Source organism: Arthrobacter subterraneus (assembly GCF_900099735.1).
Taxonomy (GTDB): domain Bacteria; phylum Actinomycetota; class Actinomycetes; order Actinomycetales; family Micrococcaceae; genus Arthrobacter_D; species Arthrobacter_D subterraneus.
On the sequence record NZ_FNDT01000007.1, the window covers coordinates 121,137 to 139,750 of the forward strand.

Annotated in this window: 15 protein-coding genes and 1 tRNA gene; 12 read left to right on the plus strand and 4 right to left on the minus strand. The window is 64.0% G+C overall.

From position 1 onward, the window contains the following. Positions 1 to 124 precede the first annotated feature (124 nt). Positions 125 to 646, plus strand: a complete 522-nt coding sequence (locus tag BLS52_RS09920) for a DUF4262 domain-containing protein (RefSeq protein WP_090586402.1) — start codon at positions 125 to 127, stop codon at positions 644 to 646. Here BLS52_RS09920 and BLS52_RS09925 read toward each other — a convergent pair whose 3' ends face one another. After that, positions 647 to 1,513 carry a CPBP family intramembrane glutamic endopeptidase gene (locus tag BLS52_RS09925; protein WP_026545264.1) on the minus strand — a complete coding sequence of 289 codons (867 nt, stop codon included), beginning with the start codon at positions 1,511 to 1,513 and terminating at the stop codon, positions 647 to 649. It lies immediately after the preceding gene. Between the two features lie 105 nt (positions 1,514 to 1,618). Between BLS52_RS09925 and BLS52_RS09930 the strand changes: the two genes are divergently transcribed. Continuing rightward, positions 1,619 to 3,001, plus strand: coding sequence for a GH1 family beta-glucosidase (locus tag BLS52_RS09930; RefSeq protein ID WP_051470711.1), 1,383 nt, complete (start codon positions 1,619 to 1,621; stop codon positions 2,999 to 3,001). An 8-nt stretch (positions 3,002 to 3,009) separates the two neighbouring features. Here the strand turns inward: BLS52_RS09930 and BLS52_RS09935 are convergent, their stop codons facing one another. Continuing rightward, positions 3,010 to 3,720 carry a LysR family substrate-binding domain-containing protein gene (locus tag BLS52_RS09935; protein WP_175460140.1) on the minus strand — a complete coding sequence of 237 codons (711 nt, stop codon included), beginning with the start codon at positions 3,718 to 3,720 and terminating at the stop codon, positions 3,010 to 3,012. 37 nt (positions 3,721 to 3,757) lie between these two features. On the opposite strand from BLS52_RS09935, the gene BLS52_RS09940 reads away from it, so the two are divergent. Next, the gene (locus BLS52_RS09940; RefSeq protein WP_026545266.1) at positions 3,758 to 4,138 is read left to right on the plus strand and encodes a DUF5997 family protein; all 381 of its coding nucleotides are present in this window, start codon (positions 3,758 to 3,760) and stop codon (positions 4,136 to 4,138) included. 3 nt (positions 4,139 to 4,141) lie between these two features. On the opposite strand, the gene BLS52_RS09945 is transcribed toward BLS52_RS09940, so the two are convergent. Further along, positions 4,142 to 4,843: an SOS response-associated peptidase gene (locus tag BLS52_RS09945; RefSeq protein WP_090586407.1), complete on the minus strand. Its 702-nt coding sequence runs from the start codon at positions 4,841 to 4,843 to the stop codon at positions 4,142 to 4,144. A gap of 93 nt (positions 4,844 to 4,936) precedes the next feature. Between BLS52_RS09945 and BLS52_RS09950 the strand changes: the two genes are divergently transcribed. Genes BLS52_RS09950 through BLS52_RS09960 form a run of 3 tightly spaced genes read left to right on the plus strand, consistent with a single transcriptional unit; the run spans position 4,937 to position 10,787 of the window. After that, entirely contained in the window at positions 4,937 to 5,737 is an 801-nt protein-coding gene (locus BLS52_RS09950) for a hypothetical protein (protein WP_175460141.1), read from the plus strand. After that, positions 5,734 to 7,335 (plus strand): DNA polymerase Y family protein, encoded by a 1,602-nt coding sequence (locus tag BLS52_RS09955; RefSeq protein ID WP_026545268.1) that lies wholly within the window; start codon positions 5,734 to 5,736, stop codon positions 7,333 to 7,335. The genes BLS52_RS09950 and BLS52_RS09955 overlap by 4 nt, the downstream gene beginning before the upstream one ends. A gap of 44 nt (positions 7,336 to 7,379) precedes the next feature. Then, entirely contained in the window at positions 7,380 to 10,787 is a 3,408-nt protein-coding gene (locus BLS52_RS09960) for an error-prone DNA polymerase (RefSeq protein ID WP_090586500.1), read from the plus strand. A gap of 89 nt (positions 10,788 to 10,876) precedes the next feature. Here BLS52_RS09960 and BLS52_RS09965 read toward each other — a convergent pair. Further along, positions 10,877 to 10,959 (minus strand) — tRNA-Leu (locus BLS52_RS09965). A gap of 277 nt (positions 10,960 to 11,236) precedes the next feature. On the opposite strand from BLS52_RS09965, the gene BLS52_RS09970 reads away from it, so the two are divergent. From BLS52_RS09970 to BLS52_RS09995, 6 genes are read left to right on the plus strand one after another with little or no spacing between them, the layout of a single operon-like run. Next, positions 11,237 to 11,968: an FHA domain-containing protein gene (locus tag BLS52_RS09970; protein WP_026545270.1), complete on the plus strand. Its 732-nt coding sequence runs from the start codon at positions 11,237 to 11,239 to the stop codon at positions 11,966 to 11,968. Next, entirely contained in the window at positions 11,965 to 12,441 is a 477-nt protein-coding gene (locus BLS52_RS09975) for an FHA domain-containing protein FhaB/FipA (RefSeq protein WP_026545271.1), read from the plus strand. The genes BLS52_RS09970 and BLS52_RS09975 overlap by 4 nt, the downstream gene beginning before the upstream one ends. 3 nt (positions 12,442 to 12,444) lie before the next feature. After that, a complete protein-coding gene (locus BLS52_RS09980; protein WP_090586502.1) occupies positions 12,445 to 14,016 on the plus strand; it encodes a PP2C family protein-serine/threonine phosphatase in 1,572 nt (523 codons plus the stop codon). Further along, a complete protein-coding gene (locus tag BLS52_RS09985) occupies positions 14,013 to 15,425 on the plus strand; it encodes an FtsW/RodA/SpoVE family cell cycle protein (protein ID WP_175460142.1) in 1,413 nt (470 codons plus the stop codon). Before BLS52_RS09980 ends, BLS52_RS09985 begins: the two co-directional genes overlap by 4 nt. Beyond that, positions 15,422 to 16,864, plus strand: coding sequence for a peptidoglycan D,D-transpeptidase FtsI family protein (locus BLS52_RS09990; protein WP_090586411.1), 1,443 nt, complete (start codon positions 15,422 to 15,424; stop codon positions 16,862 to 16,864). The genes BLS52_RS09985 and BLS52_RS09990 overlap by 4 nt, the downstream gene beginning before the upstream one ends. After that, positions 16,861 to 18,606 carry a protein kinase domain-containing protein gene (locus BLS52_RS09995; RefSeq protein ID WP_090586414.1) on the plus strand — a complete coding sequence of 582 codons (1,746 nt, stop codon included), beginning with the start codon at positions 16,861 to 16,863 and terminating at the stop codon, positions 18,604 to 18,606. Before BLS52_RS09990 ends, BLS52_RS09995 begins: the two co-directional genes overlap by 4 nt. Positions 18,607 to 18,614 lie beyond the last annotated feature (8 nt).

An 18,614-nucleotide genomic window follows, 5' to 3' on the forward strand; every position in this document is an offset into this window, starting at 1 on the left:
ACCGAGGGACCCGGAGTGAGCGAAGCGAGCCCTGGGAGGCCGCTGCGCGCGTACCGACCGAGGGGCCCGGAAATGTCAGAACGGGATGCCATCTTTGACTCAGTCACACTGAAGGAGTGCATCCATGACCGACCTCATCTTTCACCCACCCTGCTCATTCCTCGAATTTTCGGGGCTGCGGCGGAATGTGGGTTTCAACCGCGAACACCTCGAATCGCAGCTGGCGCAGGAAGGGGTCATCCTGCGCTTCAGCGAAGGCAGCGGAGAGCTGCCCTGTGCCTACACGGTGGGCCTTACCGGCCGGGGGCTACCGGAGCTCATCCTGTATGGCCGGAGCCCCGGTCATCTGCGTCATGCCTGGTCGCTCATCGAACCGGAACTGGGCCGTCTCGCGGAGGCCGGAAGGAGGGTTTTCCATGGACAGTTCGACGGGCAGACCGTCCGCGTCCGGAGGGCGTCGCTGCACCGGCTCCGGGATGCCTTCGCGCTGTATGGCCGGGACGGATTCAGCGCCCTGCAGGTCTATTGGATGGTCGGCTCCGGGAACCACCTGCCGCAACAGTGGGAAATCCGGTACCTCGCGGCGCAGCCCTTCCTCGGCGAAGGAACCCTCGGTGACCTGATCGACGGGAGGAACAACGCCTGATCAGGGCAGCAGTTCCGGCGGAACAAGGAGCAGCAGGGCCACGCCGGTGCCGTTGAACACTATGTGAGTCACTATTGCCGCGCCGAGGCGGCCGGTGAACACTGTCAGCACCCCGCACACAAGCCCAACAGTGAATGTGCTGAGCAGCAGGTAGATGGATGAACGGAGGTCCGGAACGGCACCGGTATGCAGCAGGCCGAAGGCGAGGGAACTCACCAGCAGCGCCATGACCGTGGATGCCACGATGGACCGTCTCTGGACGGCGGGCGTCACGGCGTCGCCACGGTTGCCCGTGCGTCGGAGCCAGAGCGCATTCTGCACGCCGCGCAGCACCAGGCCGCGGTTGAACAACTCCTCAAGGAAAGGCGCGATCAGCACTCCCCCGAGTACGCCGTTGATGAGCAGCCAGACGGTATCACCGGTCAGGAACAGTTCCGCGTTGCCCTGGATGACTTCACCGTCCTGCAGAGGCCACAGGAGCGTAAGAACCGCGAGGATTATGGCCAGCACCACCCTCGCGGCAATGCCGGCGCCCAGGCCTACGGCGAGGTCGATCCATTGGAACCGCAGGCCGAAATCGAGGGCGAGGGAGCGGAATCCGTGGCGGCGGGAAGCGTAGAAGGTCACGCCGAACATCGCCGTCCAGGTCAGCAGCAGCGATGCAAAAATCAGCTCCGGACCGAACGGCAGTACCTCCGCCAGGGCAAGGGTGCCAAGCAGCGGCACCAGCACCACAATCACCAGGCCCGCCAAGGCAAGGCCTGCACCCCACCGGGGTGCGAGGGGCCCTTCGGGGGTCAGCTGGGTGGGGTTCGCCAGGCGGAACGGAGTGCCCTGCGCTGCAGGTGGGGGAAACGATCGGGGCATGCAAGCACCCTATCTGCCCTTCCAGGAAAGAAACCGGGTCCGGGCAGTTGACGGCTGGGGGTAGGGAGTTCTTTAGTGAAGGGACATCACGATCAGGGAGTGCCGATGAGTGAGTTCGGATTGCCGGCAGGGTTTGTGTTCGGGACCTCAACCGCGGCAGCGCAGATTGAGGGCGCGGTCAATGAAGGCGGCCGCGGGCCCAGCATCTGGGATGACTACGCGAGCCAGCACAGCAACATCCTCGACGCTTCCAGCCCGGCCATTGCATGCGACCACTACAACCGGTATGAGGAGGACTTCGATCTCCTCAAGCAGCTGGGCGGCAAGGCATACCGGATGTCGATCGCGTGGCCACGCATCCAGCCAACGGGCCGGGGGCCCGCGAATCCTGAGGGTATCGCTTTCTACCATCGGCTCCTTGACGCCCTGCTGGACCGCGGGATCGAACCGTGGGTCACGCTGTACCACTGGGATCTTCCACTGGCCCTGCAGGACGCCGGCGGGTGGCAGAACAGGGAAACCATCGATGCCTTCGCCGACTACACGCGGATTCTCCGCGACGAGTTCGGAGGAAAGGTTTCCGCCTGGATGACCGTCAACGAGCCGGTGGTGCACACCGGCGTCGGGCACGCGATCGGACGGGCTGCGCCGGGGCTCATGCTGCTGGGCAGTGCATTCTCGGTGGCGCATCACCTGCTGCTTGCGCACGGGCGTGCCGTGCGCGTGCTGCGTGAAACGCTGGATACGCCCATCGGCGTGGTCAACAACCACTCGCCCGTGGAACCGGCGAGCGGCTCCGAGAAGGAGCGGAACCTCGCGCTGCTCTACGATCACTACCACAACGGCCAGTTCGCGGGACCGCTGCTGACCGGTGAGTATCCGGCCGACCTTGCCGAGATTGAGGGTATGTCCTTCGAGGTGATCCGGGAGGGGGACATGGAGATCATCTCCACCCCCCTGGATTTCTACGGCATCAACTACTACTTCCCCACGAAGGTCGGGGCAGCACCGCCGCTGTTTCCGGTTCCATTCATGCCGCGCGAGTATTCCGACGTCCCGAAGACCGACTTCGACTGGCCCGTGATTCCGAGCGGCCTGACCACCATCCTCAAGCAACTCAAGGAGCAGTACCCCAATATTCCGCCGATCTACATCACCGAAAACGGCTGCGCCTACAACGACGGCCCCGGCGGAGACGTCACGGACACCCGGCGGATCGAGTTCCTGGAGAAGCATCTGGCGGCGGTCGGCGATGCGATCGCGGACGGTGTGGACGTACGCGGGTATTTCCACTGGACCCTGATGGACAACTGGGAGTGGCAGGAAGGCTACACAAAGAAGTTCGGTCTGATCCGGATGGAACCGGCAACGCTGGACCGGGTGCCGCGTGCTTCCTTCCACCGGTATGCGCAGATCATCGCCGAGCATTCCGTTCCGGAAACCGATGCCGGACCTGCTCCGGCTCCGTTGGCCGCCGAGGCGTCCTGAACGGCCCGCTAACGACGCCGGCCGCGCCCCCGGGCACCCGGGGCGCCTTTGGTGGTGCCCGGTTTGCGCCGGGTGGTCCTGCCGGAAGCCGGTTTGCCCTGTGGGGTTTTCGCCGGCTTGGCGGTCTTCTTCGGTTCCGAGGCCGCGTCCTTCTGCGCTGACGGCTGCCGCGAACTCCGGGCGGTCCGTCCACGGACTATGCCGATGAACTCCTCGATCTCATCCGTGGTGTTGTCCGCCACCCAGGCGACCGCGATGGTGGTTACCGGCGCGTCCTGCACGGGCCGGATTTCCACATCCCGCCGGTTGTAGTGCCGCGCCACGGACATGGGGAGCACCACGACGCCGGCACCGGACGCCGCAACCTCAATAGCCATGCGTGCTCCACCGCACTCCTGGACATCGAGGAGGTTCTCGCCGGCCAGCTCGGCGGGCTCAACCTCATCGAGCAGGGAGAGTTCGTTTTCCTTTGAGACGACCACCACGGCCAGCTCCTCATAGAGCGGGATCACACTGAGTGCGTCGCGGTCCACGGGCAGCCGGACAAAGGCGATATCCACCGAACCGTCCCGGAGCGCTGAAACCAGCCCGCCGTCGTCGTACCCGTTTGCTTCAATCGGGAGATGCGGGTTCCGTTCGCGCCAGCGTCCCACCCATTTGCCGGGCGTCACCCCGGTCACGAATCCGATCCTCAGGACGGGAGGCTGGGTCTCAGGCACGTCCTCACAGTAACCCAGTCAGCGCTACCCTGAGAGGATGACCCCAGCGAAGTCCCCGCAGACCATGAAACCGGCCACAGCCGCGAAGAAACTTGGCATCTACCTGCCCGCAGCACCCCAGGAGTTCCAGGACAGGGACATCTCCCGCGGAGAATTCAACGAGCTCCAGGAGAACCCGCCGGAGTGGCTCGCGGAGCTGCGCCGGACCGGTCCGCACCCGCGTCCCGTAGTAGCGCAGAAGCTTGGTGTTTCGATCAGCGGCCTGGCACGCGGCGGCATTTCAGATCCGCTGACGACGGCGGAAATCACCGCCCTCCTGCAGGCGCCGCCGGAGTGGCTGGTTGCGGAGCGCTCGACGATGGCACAGGTGCGCGCCGAGGAGAAGAGAATCAAGGAAGAACGGCGCGCGAAGAGCTAGGTTCTACGCCGGATTCAGCGGCTCGATGAGTAGCGGGCTGTCCTCACGTACCGGTCCCACCTCATGGAACTGCAGCCGTTCGGCAACGGGGGTGGCCGCGGCGACCGCCTCATCAGCCAGCTCCTGCGTCCCCTTCGTCGTGGGGTTCAGCCACTCGTTCCAGAAGTCTCGGGGCAGGGTCACCGGCGTGCGGTCGTGGATTTCCGCCACTCCCCCCACCGCCTCGCGGGTCAGGATGGTGGAGGAAAGTACCCACCGGTTGGGGTGGTCATCGGGCAACTCGCGATTGCGCCACCACGCGTACAGCCCCGCGAACACCACCTGCTCACCGGGTAGATGGATGTAGAACGGGATCTTGGTTTTTCCTTCGGTGCGCCACTCGTAGTAGCCGCTGGCCGGAATGAGTGCCCGGCGGCTCTCGAGGGACGGCTTGAAAGTGGGTTTGCTGCCCACAGTTTCCGCCCGGGCATTGAAGGTCGGGCCCTTCGTTTTCAGTTCCCTGGAGAACGACGGCGTCAGCCACCACCGCGCTGCCTCCAGACGGCGGGTGACGTGGCCGTCCTTGAGCGACTCCAGAACCACCCGGATGGGGTCGGTGGGACTGATATTCCATGAGGGTTGGGGCAGGTTTTCACCCACCGTATCGACATCGAAAAGGTCCACCAGGTCCTTGTTCGACCCCGCCACTACAAAGCGTCCGCACATGGAGACAGGGTACTGGAGATCGGTCCTTTCCAGAGGTTCTCCACAACCGGATGGATCAATTGACTTAATCGAACATGCGTTCGAATATTAAGTGTGAATTCATCAGCTGCAGCCGTCTTTCAGGCCGCATCCCCGGGGCATTCCCTGCAGGGTGCCCGCCGGGGGCTGTCCGCTGTGGATCCTGCAGGAGCGGCTGATTCCAGGGCAAGGCTCAAGGCAGAACTTCAATCCAGGATCAACGGCATACAGAAAAGCCGGCCTTCTTCCCGGCGGCTGCCCACCGTGCCGGTGCTGGCGGGTATTCTTCCGGGCGGCGGCCTGCAGGCGGGGGCCGCCTATTCGGTCACAAACTCCACCACCCTTGCCATGGCTTTGCTGGCCGGACCTTCAGGGGCCGGGGCGTGGTGCAGTGTCATCGGCATGCCGACCTTCAGCGTGGAGGCCGCTGCGGGCTTCGGGATAGCGCTGGACAAACTGGTTCTGGTACCCCATCCCGGAGACCAATGGCTCACCGTTACCGCCGCCATGGTGGACGTGGTGTCAATCGTCCTGACCTGCGTTCCACAGCATGTCGCACCGGCGGACGCTTCCCGCCTCATGGCCCGGCTGCGCCAGCGCGGTGCTGCACTGGTGACCATGGGCCGCTGGCCGCACAGTGAGGCCACGCTCAGCGTGACCGGAAGCAACTGGCAGGGTCTGGGTTCGGGAACCGGGCACCTTCGAAGCCGCCGGATGAGAATCACGGCTCACGCTTCTACCGGGCGTTCCCGTACCGCTGATCTGTGGCTCCCGGATCTGCAGCATGGGCCCTGGTCCACATCCCTGTCCAACTCCGTACCTGCGGTGCATGGAGGTACGGAGCAGCAGGAATTCTTCTCAAGGTCAGCCTCATGAAGCTTCCCCCGCCGGGCCAGGCTGCTCCGGCTGCTCCGGTCAGTACCCGCAGCATGGTTCTCTGGTGTCCCGACTGGCCCATTACCGCCGCGCTCCGCGAACACCTCCTGCCGGCGGAACACCCTGTGGCACTGATCGAGAAGGGCGAGGTTTTTGCCTGCTCTCCCGCTGCACGGGAGCAGGGAGTCAAACGCGGCCTCCGCCTGCGGGAGGCCCAGGCCCGCTGCACCAGCCTGACCGTGCTCCCCTATGAGCCCGCGCAGGATGCAAGGTCCTTCGAACCCGTTCTGGCCGCCGTGGAGAAAATAATGCCCGGCGTGCAGCTGATCCGCCCCGGGTTATGCGCTCTTCATGCCAAAGGTCCCGCAAGGTATTACGGCAGCGAGAACCACGCTGCAGCTGTCCTGCTCAAGGCACTCGCCGCCATTGGCCTCACCGCCGCACGGGTGGGGGTTGCTGACAGTCCCTTTGCCGCTGAGCACGCCGCCCGTTCAACTGAGTTCCTGGATGAACCGGAGAGTGACTCCGTGTGGATCATCCCGCCCGGAGAATCACCCGCCTTCCTCAGCAGCTTTCCCCTGGAGGTTCTGGAGGAGCCGGCGCTTGCGGTGATCCTGCGGCGGCTGGGAATCCGCACCCTGGGTGATTTTGCTGCCCTCACCCGGGCTGATGTGCGTAACCGGTTCGGTGCGGAAGGTGCGTTGGCTCATCTCAAGGCAAGCGGACTTGACCACCACAGCGTGGTGGAAAGAAAACCGCCGGCGGAACTTGACGTCGTCGTGCACTGTGAACCGCCGCTGGCACGCATTGATGAGCTCACGTTCACCCTGCGCCTCTCCGCAGAGAAATTCGTGGACCGGCTGCGTGAGGCAGGGTTGGTGTGCACGGTCCTGTCGGTGCGGCTGCAGTCAGAGTCGGGTGAGGAATCGGTTCGGTCCTGGCGGCACCCCCGCTGGTTCGATGCCGATGATGTGCTGGACCGTGTCCGCTGGCAGCTGCAGGGCAGCGGAAACGTTGAGCACGGGCTGCGTGCCGGGATCAGCCGGGTGCAGCTTGCACCGGAGACCGTCGAAGATCTCAGCGACCATGCGGATGGACTGTGGGGAACGGGGCCTGATGAGAACATTCACCACGGCCTTGCCCGGGTACAGAGCATGCTGGGTCATGGCGCCGTCCTGACGGCCATGGTGGCTGGTGGAAGAATGCTCACTGACCGGCGCGTCTTCATTCCCTGGGGAGACCCACCGTCGGAAGCCGCGGCCAAAAGCCGGGATCTTCCGTGGCCCGGCCAGCTCCCCGGTCCTGCCCCGGCTACCGTTTTTGACCAACCCCGCCCCGTCCAGGTGCTGGACTGTGCGGGAGGCTCTGTGGACGTGGATGAGCGCGGCCTGCTGACAGGGGTCCCCACCGTCCTTGTGACGGAGCCGCCCCGGCAATCGGCTATTGCTTCGTGGGCAGGGCCGTGGCCCATCGTCGAGCGGTGGTGGGATTCGAAGGGCCGTGCCCTCAACCGGTTCCAGGTGGTGGATGACTCCGGGAGGGCCTGGCTGCTGTTGCTTGAGGACCACCACTGGTGGGCTGAGGCCAGTTATGACTGAACATTCCGCCTCCAGGATTGCCTCCGCGAATGGTGTGCACTGACATGGGCTTCAACAATCCCCCTGTTTCCTGGTCGGAGTTTGAGCGGACCCTCTCCGATCGTCGCCGTCCGGGATCCCCTCCCCTGGGCGCGGACGGTGGTGACAGTCCGGCCTGGTCGCTGAAACGGCATCCGTATTCTCCGCCGAAAGAACCGGTGCCTGCCCCGGCCGGTCCGGTGGTGCCCTACGCGGAGCTGCACGCGCATTCGAACTTCAGTTTCCTTGACGGTGCCGCCAGTCCCGAGCAGCTGGTGGAAGAGGCGCACCGTCTCCGCCTCCACGGGCTGGCGCTGACCGATCATGACGGTCTGTACGGAGTGGTCCACCTGGCTGAAGCAGCAGAGAAACACCCAGGGCTGTCCACGGTCTATGGCACTGAGTTATCCCTGGAACTGACCAAACCCCAAAACGGTGAACCGGACCCGGAAGGCCGGCATCTCCTCATCCTTTCCCGCGGGACGGAGGGTTATCACCGGCTGGCCGCAGCCATCACCGAAGCCCAGCTGAAACCGGACGCCGAGAAAGGCAAACCCCGGTACACCCTTGCCGAGCTCGCTAACAGGGCCGGCAACAACTGGATGATCCTGACCGGGTGCCGCAAAGGAGCCGTCCGCCATGCGCTCCGCAACGGCAATCTCCAGGACGCGGAGCGGGAAACCCGGCGCCTGACAGACCTGTTCGGTCCGGACAATGTCGCCGTGGAGCTCTATGACCATGGAAACCCACTGGACAGTACGCACAATGATGCCCTCTGGGAAATTGCTTCCCGGCTGAAGCTGCCCGTCGTGGCCACCAACAACGTGCACTATGCCGTGCCTGAGCAACACCGGCTCGCTACTGCAGTGGCTGCTGTGCGGGCACGGAGGTCGCTGGATGACATGGATGGGTGGCTGCCGGCGTCAGGTTCTGCCCACCTGCGCAGCGGCGCGGAAATGGCCGCCCGCTTTGCCGCCTACCCCGGAGCAGTCGAACGGACGGTGGAACTGGCCGATGATCTGGCGTTCCGGCTCAGCAGCGTCAAGCCCGGCCTGCCCAAACTGGACCTGCCGGGGGGCCACACCCAGATGAGCTGGCTGAGGAAACTGGTCTGGGAAGGTGCCGCGAAGTTTTACGCCGGCCGCAGTGACGTCCGCGAACGCATCGAGAAGGAACTGCGGGTCATCGAGGAAAAGGACTTTCCGGGCTACTTCCTGATTGTCCATGACCTGGTCAGGTTCGCCCGCAGCAGGGGAATCCTCTGCCAGGGCCGCGGATCAGCGGCAAATTCCGCCGTGTGTTATCTGCTGGAGATCACCGCCGTCGATTCCATCCTCTATGACCTTCCCTTTGAACGCTTCCTCTCCAGCCTGCGGGATGAGGAGCCGGATATCGACGTCGATTTCGATTCCGACCGCCGTGAGGAGGTGATCCAGTACGTGTACAACAAGTACGGTCGGTTCAACGCCGCGCAGGTTGCCAACGTGATCACCTACCGCCCCAAGTTCGCGGTCCGCGACATGGCCAAGGCGCTGGGACACAGTCCCGGGCAACAGGACGCCTGGTCAAAGCAAGTGGAGCGGTGGGGTGCGCTGGTGTCCAGCGATGACCATGACATCCCCGAGGCAGTCGTGGAGCTGGCTCAGGGCGTGCTGAAGTTCCCCAGGCACATGGGAATCCACTCGGGAGGCATGGTGCTCACCGACCGGCCCATCGGGGAGGTCTGCCCCATCGAGCACGGGCGCATGGACGGCCGTACCGTGCTGCAGTGGGACAAGGATGACTGCGCCTGGATGGGGCTGGTCAAGTTCGACCTGCTGGGACTCGGCATCATGGCCGCCATCCAGTACAACTTCGATCTCGTCCGGAAGCACTTCGGTGAGGAATGGACCCTGCACACCCTGCCCCGGGAAGAGCAGGGGGTATATGACCAGCTGTGTTTCGCAGATTCCATCGGCGTGTTCCAGGTGGAGAGCCGCGCCCAGATGGGAATGCTGCCCCGGCTGCAGCCCCGGCGCTTCTATGACCTTGTCATTGAGGTTGCCCTGGTTCGTCCCGGGCCCATCCAGGGCGGAGCCGTGCACCCGTACATTAAACGGAAGCTGGGCGAGGAGGAAGAAAGCTACCTTCACCCCAAACTCATACCGGTTCTCAAGCGCACGCTCGGTGTGCCGCTCTTCCAGGAGCAGCTCATGCAGATGGCCATGGTGGTGGGCAACTGCTCCGGCGCGGACGCTGATCAGCTTCGCCGTGCAATGGGATCCAAGCGCGGCCTCGAGCGCATCGACACGCTCAGGGAAAAGCTTTACGCGGGCATGAAGTCCAACGGGATCACCGGTGAAGTTGCCGACTCCGTGTACCGGAAAATCCAGGCGTTCGCCAACTTCGGATTCGCTGAAAGCCACTCGATCAGCTTCGCCCTACTGGTATACGCCAGCGCCTGGCTCCGCCTCCATTATCCGGGCGCTTTCCTGGCTTCGCTCCTGCGCGCCCAACCCATGGGTTTCTACTCTCCCCAGACCCTGGTGGCTGATGCCCGCAGACACGGTGTCACTGTCCTGCGTCCGGACATCCTGCTTTCCGGAACCCATGCGGATCTGGAGCTGCATGGTGACGGCGGAACAGGAGCAACAGGAGCGGAGAGTTGCCTGGAATTCCACCAGCCGCCGGTCGGAAAGTTTGACCGCACCATCCCGTTTGACTCAACGCTCCATCGCCGGGACGGCAACCATGCTGTCCGGCTGGGTCTGGACAGCGTCCAGTCAATCGGCAAGAAACTCGCCCAGTCGATCGTCGAGGAACGCGAAGCAAACGGTCCATTCGAGAACCTGGGTGACCTCGCGCGACGCACCGAGTTGAATTCCAACCAGCTTGAAGCGCTCGCGGCGGCTGGAGCGTTCGATTCGATGGGGCTTTCCCAGCGGGAAGCCCTCTGGCATGCCGGTCCGGCCTCCACAGAGCGTGAAGGCCAGATCAAGGGCACCACGGTGTACATCCAACCGCCCCTGTTTGCCGGCCTGACCGACGTCGAGCGTGTGGCGGCGGATCTCTGGTCCACCGGAATCACCACTGATGACCACCCGGTGCGCCACGTCCGCCAGACTCTACGGCGCCGGGGTGCGCTGTCAGCCGCTGACCTTCTTTCCGCGGAGGCCGGCAGGCGTGTTGAGGTCGGTGGAGTGGTTACCCACAGGCAGCGTCCGGCCACCGCCAGCGGCATTACTTTCATGAACCTTGAAGACGAGACCGGCCTGGTCAATGTCATCTGCTCAGTGGGCGTATGGCAGCGGTACCGGCGGATCGCCAGGGAAGCCAGCAGCGTGCTTGTTCGGGGGGTACTGGAACGGTCAAATGAAGGCGTGGTGAACCTGATCGCTGACAAATTCGAGGTACTCCGGCTCAAGGCCGCCACCAGGTCCCGGGACTTCCGTTGAGTCTCCCCAATCAGACCGGGCCACCGGGGAAAAAGGGGAGACCGGGGCAAAAGAAAAGCCCCGACCTGAGGCCGGGGCTTTTCCAAAAGTGCGCGAGGGGGGATTTGAACCCCCACACCCTTTCGGATACTGGCACCTGAAGCCAGCGCGTCTGCCGTTCCGCCACTCGCGCAAAGTCAAAAGACACGTTCAAAAGAATCTCTAGAACAGCAGAAATAAGCATAACGGAGGCCCCGCGAAAACACCTAAACGGGTGAACTCCGGCACGTCAGGCAACTCTGAGGCCCGCGGAATCGTTGAAGGTAATCGACGGGGCAACATGCCCGGTTAAGGCCATTTGAGAGACGCCCCAGTAGTATCGACACAAGACAGCAGCGGCCCGTCCCGACTCCGCGCGCTTTCGCGTGGGCACAACAGGGCAACCAAAGATGCAGGTGAGGAGGTGGAACATGGGCATTCTGGATAACGTCGAGCGCGGACTTGAGAAAATGGTTCGTGGCGCCTTCTCCACCGGTTCGCGCTCCCAGGTGCAGCCCGTCGAGATCGCCAGCGCACTCCGTCGCGAACTGGACAACAAGTCCCTGACCCTTGCCCAGGGACGCACCCTGGCCCCGAACGTCTTCACTGCGCGGCTCTCGGACCCGGACTTTGCACTGGCTCAGGAATGGGGCGCGCCGCTCGCCGAGGAACTGTGCGACGTCGTCATCAAGCACGTCAACAGCCAGAACTACACCCTCCAGGGCCCGGTCCGCGTGTCCTTCACCCGGGACTCCGACCTGAAGCCGGGGACGTTCGAGATCGACTCGGCAACGGAAAAGCAGTCGGCGCAGCAGCGTCGCCCGGCTCCGAGCGTTCCCAACCGTCAACCGACCCGCTATCAGGCCATCCTGGAACTCGATGGCCAGCGTTATTCACTTAATGCCGGCTCCGTACTGCTTGGTCGCTCCTCTGAAGCGGACATACTCATCGACGACACCGGCGTATCCCGCCGTCACCTTGAAATCCATACGGCCCATGGAAGGTCGCGTGCCGTGGACCTCGGGTCCACCAACGGCAGCTATGTCAATGGGCAGCGCGTTCAGGGCGAAGCCGAACTGACAGACGGATCGACAATCACCATGGGCCGCACCCGCATGACCTTCCGACTTGTTCCCGCGCAGAACGGTGGCCGCCAGGCATGAGTGATCTGACCGTAACGCTGCTGAGATACGGCTTCCTGCTCCTGATCTGGATCCTCGTGCTGAGCGTTGTCAGCGCGCTCCGGCGTGACCTCGTTGTCGGGCGGCGCAACCGGACCGGTGCGCCGTCTGCCCGTCAGGCCCGCAGGCACCCGGAGCTGGCTGAGGAACCGCCTGCACGTGCGCAGGCGCGGCGCCTCGTAGTCACCGAAGGGCCGCTGAAAGGCACCTCGCTGGATCTGGCGTCCAGCCCCATCCTTCTGGGGCGGGCCCAGGAAGCAACACTTGTCCTTGAGGACGACTATGCCTCGGGCCGCCATGCCCGTCTGTTTCCGCAGGGCAGCAGGTGGTTCATCGAGGATCTGGGTTCAACCAACGGAACCTACCTCGGCGGGAATCAGCTCACTCGTGCGCTACCGGTGGAGCCCGGTGTACCAATTCGGATCGGTAAGACGGTCATTGAATTGAGGCCGTAGCGCATGGCTCTGGTCTTCCGTTTCGCGGCCCGCTCCGATGTGGGGAAAGTCCGCTCCAAGAATGATGACTCCGCGTATGCGGGCCGTTACCTCGCCGTTGTAGCTGACGGCATGGGCGGGCACGCCGGCGGCAACATCGCCTCCGCATCAACTGTCCTCGATCTTGTCCACCTGGACCGCAAGGATTACGACGGCGACGCCGGCACCCATCTGGCCGACGAAATCCAGACCGCCAACTCGCTCCTCTCGGAGCTTGTCAGCAGCAATCCACAGCTTGCCGGCATGGGAACGACAGTCACTGCGATGCTCCTGAACGGCGAGCAGATCTCCTTTGCGCATATCGGCGATTCCCGGGCGTACCGGCTGAAGGACGGCGTCTTCGAGCAGATCAGCGTTGACCACACTTTCGTGCAACGGCTGATCGAAGAGGGCCGGCTCAAGCCGGAGGAAGCGGAGATTCATCCGCACAAGAACGTGCTGATGCGCGTGCTTGGGGACGTTGATGCCAGTCCTGAGCTTGATCTTTCAACGTTCGACGCCGCACCGGGTGAGCGGTGGCTGCTGTGCTCGGATGGCTTGAACGCTGTGCTGGATGACGCCGCAATCGAGCGGGTTGTCCGCGAAACCGCTGATCTTTCTGCCTGCGTCAATACGCTCGTCGATCTGACCCTGGCCGGCGGTTCACCGGACAACGTCACAATCGTGGTGGTGGACGTTGATACCGCCACACCTGAGGACCTCCGCACCGCCGCTCTGACAGCTCTCCCGCCTGCCCGTCAGGCAGCCGGAGAAAAAGGAGACGGCGCGCCCGCCGGAGATGCGGACGGGGATGCACCAGGAGCTGCGATCAGAGCCGACGTGATTCGCGAAGACCTGTCATCACGACCTCACACCCTGGTTGGATCCGCTGCACTGGCCACCGAAACAGGCCAGATACCGATCGTCACCCAGCGGTCCACTGAACGCCGGGCGGCGGTGATGCTCACCCACAAGGCACCCCCTGCTGACACAGCAGATGACGAGGCAGACGACGACTCCCCCCGACCGCGCCGGCGCTGGCTGTTCCCCGCCGCGCTGGCGCTCATGGCACTCATTCTCGCGGCTGTCCTGGCGCTCGGGTACGTCTGGACCCAGACGCGGTACTACGTTGCCACCTTCGACAACCGGGTGGCCATCTACAACGGCGTGGCGCAAACCCTGGGGCCAATACCCCTGAGCCATGTGGACCAGACCACCGATATCCCGGTCTCCAGCCTCCCTCAGTTCCAGCGGAACCGCCTGGAAAACACGCTCGCCGCCCGTGACCTCGAACATGCCCAGAACATCGTCCAGGACCTCCGCCGGTCGCTCCGGGCACTACCCTGCCCGCCGGAAAGCGACCCCAGCCCCTCCGCCAGCCCGTCGCCGAGCAGCTCCGCAACCGAGTCCGCTTCGCCCGAGCCGTCAGCCTCACCGTCCGGACGCGCATCGGCTGAGCCCAGCCCGAGCGCGACGGCGGAGCCGAGTGCAAGTGCCTCCGCCAGCGAGAATGCCGAGCCGGGGGAACCCGCCGTATGTGGAGGCATAATCCAGTGAGCGATGTCTTCACCGTCCCCAGACCGCGGCGCAATGTAGAGGCCCTCCTGCTGATCGTCGCGCTGACCGTGGCCATCGGTGCCAACTGGCTCGTGGGTCTGGACAAGGAGAATCCCTTTGACTCCGCCTTTTGGCTGCAGGGCGGAACACTCGCTGCCCTTGCGCTGATTTTCCACGTGCTGCTGCGCTTCCGCGCAAAGTATGCCGATCCAGTCATACTTCCGATCGTGATCGCTCTCAATGGCATCGGACTGGCCATGATCTACCGCCTTGATCTCGCGCTGCCGGCGAGCTCACAGCCGGTTGCGCCGAGCCAGTTCCTATGGACCACTGTTGCCATGGCGGCGTCCATCGGCACCCTGCTGGTCATTCGCGACCATCGCATCCTGCGCCGATTCACCTACATATCGCTGATCGTAAGCGCCGTGCTGCTGATGCTTCCGCTCACACCCCTGGGCGTCGAAATTAACGGCGCACGCATCTGGATCAACGTGGGCGTCGGGACGTTCCAGCCGGGCGAGGTAGCCAAGATCACTCTCGCCATATTCTTCGCGGGGTATCTTTCCACCAACCGTGATCTCATCCTGCTCGCCGGCAAGAAGCTCGGACCGCTACAGCTGCCCCGCTTCCGGGATCTGGCGCCCATGGTGGCTGCCTGGCTGGTCAGCATCGGGGTCCTGATCTTCCAGCGCGACCTCGGCTCTTCGATCCTGTTCTTCGGCCTGTTCATGGCGATGATCTACGTGGCGACCTCGAGGGTGAGCTGGGTGCTGATCGGACTGGCGATGATCGCAGTGGGCGGCTACGCGGCACTTCAACTGTTCAGTCACGTTGCCTTGCGCATTGATAGCTGGATCAACGCTTTCGAGCCCGAAGTATTCAACCGAAACCCGGGCGGCAGCGGGCAGGTTGTCCAGGGCCTTTTCGGATTGGCCAACGGTGGCCTTGCGGGCACAGGCCTCGGTCAGGGGAGGCCGGACCTCGTGACGTATGCCAATAGCGACATGATCATCACCGCCCTCGGTGAGGAGCTCGGTCTCATCGGGCTGTTCGCGATAGTCCTTCTCTACATTCTGCTGATCTCGCGCGGTTTCCGCGCGGCTCTGGGAACCCGCGACGGGTTCGGCAAGCTACTCGCCTGCGGCCTGTCATTCACGATTGCCCTGCAGTGCTTTGTGGTGATCGGCGGTGTCACTCGGCTTATCCCGCTCACTGGTCTCACTACGCCTTTTATGTCCGCCGGTGGCTCGTCCCTCCTGGCGAACTGGATCATCGTCGCCCTGCTGCTCCTGATCTCGGAGAATGCCCGGCGGCCGGCTGTCAAGGGTCCCGTCCGGGAAGCGTTCCCGGACGGAAAGCAGAACCGGAATTCCCCGGCAACGGGCACCACCAGGGAGGTCAGCGCATGAACCAGGCCATTCGACGCTCCTGGATCGTGGCGATCAGCATGTTTGCGCTGGTCCTCGGATCGCTCACCTACGTGCAGTTCTTTGAGGCGAGCGCACTGCAGAACAATGACTGGAATACGCGGCAGATCCTGCAGGACTACGGCAAGAACCGCGGCGCCATCCTTGTGGACGGGCGTCCGGTCGCCGAATCGGTGCCGTCGGATGATCAGTTCAATTACCAGCGCGTCTACAACGAACCGGAAATGTACGCCCACCTCACCGGCTTCTTCTCCCTGGTCAACGGTTCGACGCAGCTCGAAAACGTCATGAACGAGGAGCTGTCCGGCAGTAGTGATGATCTTTTCATTGACCAGATGGTGCGGCTTTTCTCAGGCGCCCAGGCACAGGGTGCATCGGTCGAACTGACGATCGATCCCCAGCTTCAGCAGATGGCGTGGGACATGATCCCGGAGGGTCAGACAGGGTCCATAGTGGTGATGGAGCCGGACACCGGAAACGTTCTTGCCATGGCATCGAAGCCCTCCTATGACCCCAACCTGCTGGCGGCGCATGACACCTCAGTGGTGGTGCAGAACATCGAACAGCTCGCCCAGGTGCCCGGCCTGTCCATCTACTTCAATCCGGCCACCCAGTCCCTGGTCGCGCCAGGTTCCGTCTTCAAGCTGGTGGTTGCTGCGGCGGCCCTTGAATCCGGTGAGTTCGACGCCGAATCGACCATCCCCAATCCGCCAGTGCTGGACCTGCCTGGTACGGATGCCGGTCTTCCCAATTTCGCGACCGGCGGGTGCGCGGCGCGGGACACAGCCGACCTGGAATTCGCGCTGGAGCAGTCCTGCAACACCCCGTTCGGCCAGATCGCCTGGGACCTCGGGGAACAGGCAGTCCTTGAGCAGGCCCAGGAATTCGGGTTCGGTGAGAACTTCAACATCCCCGTGGACGTAGCGGCCAGCCAGTTTCCCACCCAACTCAGCGAAGCGCAGCTCGCGCAGTCAGCCATCGGCCAGTTCAGTGTTGCGGTCACGCCGCTGCAGATGGCCATGGTGAGCGCGGCGATCGCCAATGATGGAGTGCTGATGAAGCCGAACCTGGTGAAGGCCGTGCGTGCGCCGGATCTCTCCATCATCACTGAACCCGAACCCGAGGTCTTCCGCGAATCCCTCAGCGCCGATAACGCGAACCAGATCACCGAATGGATGGTCAACGTGGTGGAAAACGGCACCGCCCGCAACGCGGCGGTTCCCGGAGTGCAGGTGGCGGGCAAGACCGGAACGGCGGAAGTTCCGGAGCAGGGCGACAACGCCTGGTTCACCGGCTTCGCTCCCGCGGATAACCCCGAAGTAGTGGTTTCCATCGTCATGCAGGACGTCGACATCGCAACGGGTGCCCAATTGACCAGTCCAAACGCTAAGAGACTCATAGAGGCGGTGTTGAATAGGTGAGACCTACTTCAGGTATCACATTAGGCGGCAGGTTCCAGCTCACTGATCGCATCGCCATCGGAGGCATGGGTGAGGTTTGGAAGGCGCGTGACCAGGTGCTCGGGCGCATCGTGGCCATCAAAATACTGAAAGAGGAATACACCGGTGACCCCGGCTTCCTCAATCGGTTCCGCGCCGAGGCTCGTCATACCGCCCTGCTCAATCACGAGGGCATCGCGAACGTCTTCGACTACGGTGAGGAGGGCGGCTCGGCGTATCTGGTGATGGAACTCGTTCCCGGGCAGCCCCTGTCCACGATCATCGAGCGGGAGCAGATCCTTTCCCCGGACCGTGCGCTTTCCATCATCGGGCAGACTGCCACCGCCCTCAGCGTGGCGCACCGTCAGGGACTCGTGCACCGGGACGTCAAGCCGGGGAACCTCCTGATCATGCCCGACGGCCGGGTCAAGATCACAGACTTCGGCATCGCCCGCCTCGCGGACCAGGTGCCACTCACCGCCACCGGTCAGGTGATGGGTACCGCACAGTACCTGGCACCCGAGCAGGCCACCGGACAGACGGCCACGGGCTCCAGTGACATCTACGCCCTCGGTGTGATCGGTTATGAACTGCTCGCCGGCCGCAGGCCGTTCTCCGGGGAGTCCCAGATTGCCATCGCGCTCGCGCAGGTCAACGACGCGCCGCCCGACCTGCCTGAAACCATCCCGCACCCCATCCGCGCACTCATCGCCAGCATGCTCGCGAAGGATCCGGCGGACCGCCCGCCGAACGCTGAAGCCCTTGCAGAGGCTGTCGCGGCCATCCGCCGGAACGATATCCGGGCTGCCGAGGCCGCTGTCCCCGGGATGCTGCTTTTTGCCGACCCCACGGGACCGCTCACCACGCCGGTTCCGGCACCCACCAGTGCCACCCGGGCGGTTCCCGCACCGAGCACGTCTGCCCTGCCCACGGTGGCTGGGGCCGGCGTCGGCGCCGGAGCGGTGGCAGCCTCCCGGGAATGGTCGGAAGAGGACATCGACGAGGACCCTCCCCGCGAAGAGGAGTCCCGTGGACGCAGCCCGTGGCTGATTGCGCTGATCGTCCTGCTCATCCTGGCGGCGCTGGCCCTGGCCGCGTTCCTGCTGGGTCCGCTGCTTGCCGGCGACGACGACGAACCCTCCGCCGCGCCGAGCACTACCTCAGCATCGCCGTCACCATCGGAGAGTGAGAGTCCGACGCCGGAGGAAACCACACCAGAGCCCACCACTGCCGCCCCGACTACTCCGGAGGGCATCGAGATCGATGCCGCCCAGTTCGCGGGCCGTCCCGTTGACCAGGTCACAGCCGAACTTTCGGCTCTGGGCCTCGCCGTGAACCGCGTCCCCGTAAGGTCCAATGAGGCGGAAACCGGAATCGTCCTTGACGTCAACCCCGTCGGTACAGTCCAGCCCGGCTCGACCATCGACGTGACGTTCGTGGAAGGCCCTGAGCTGGTCACCCTTCCCTCGGATCTGGAGGGCAGCACCGAGGAGGAACTGCAGCAGACGCTTCAGGAACTTGGTCTGACCGGCTCCCGCACAGGTACCGAGCCTTCCGATGAGGAAGCGGGAACCGTTCTTTCCGTTGATCCCGCGGAGGGTACCGAGGTGGAGCCGGGGAGCACCGTGGAGTACGTCGTGTCTTCGGGCCCCGAGCCCGATGAAACCGAGGCACCTCCGGCAGTAGGACCGGGCCAGACTCCGCCTGGCCAGGACCAGCCCTGAGAAGCATG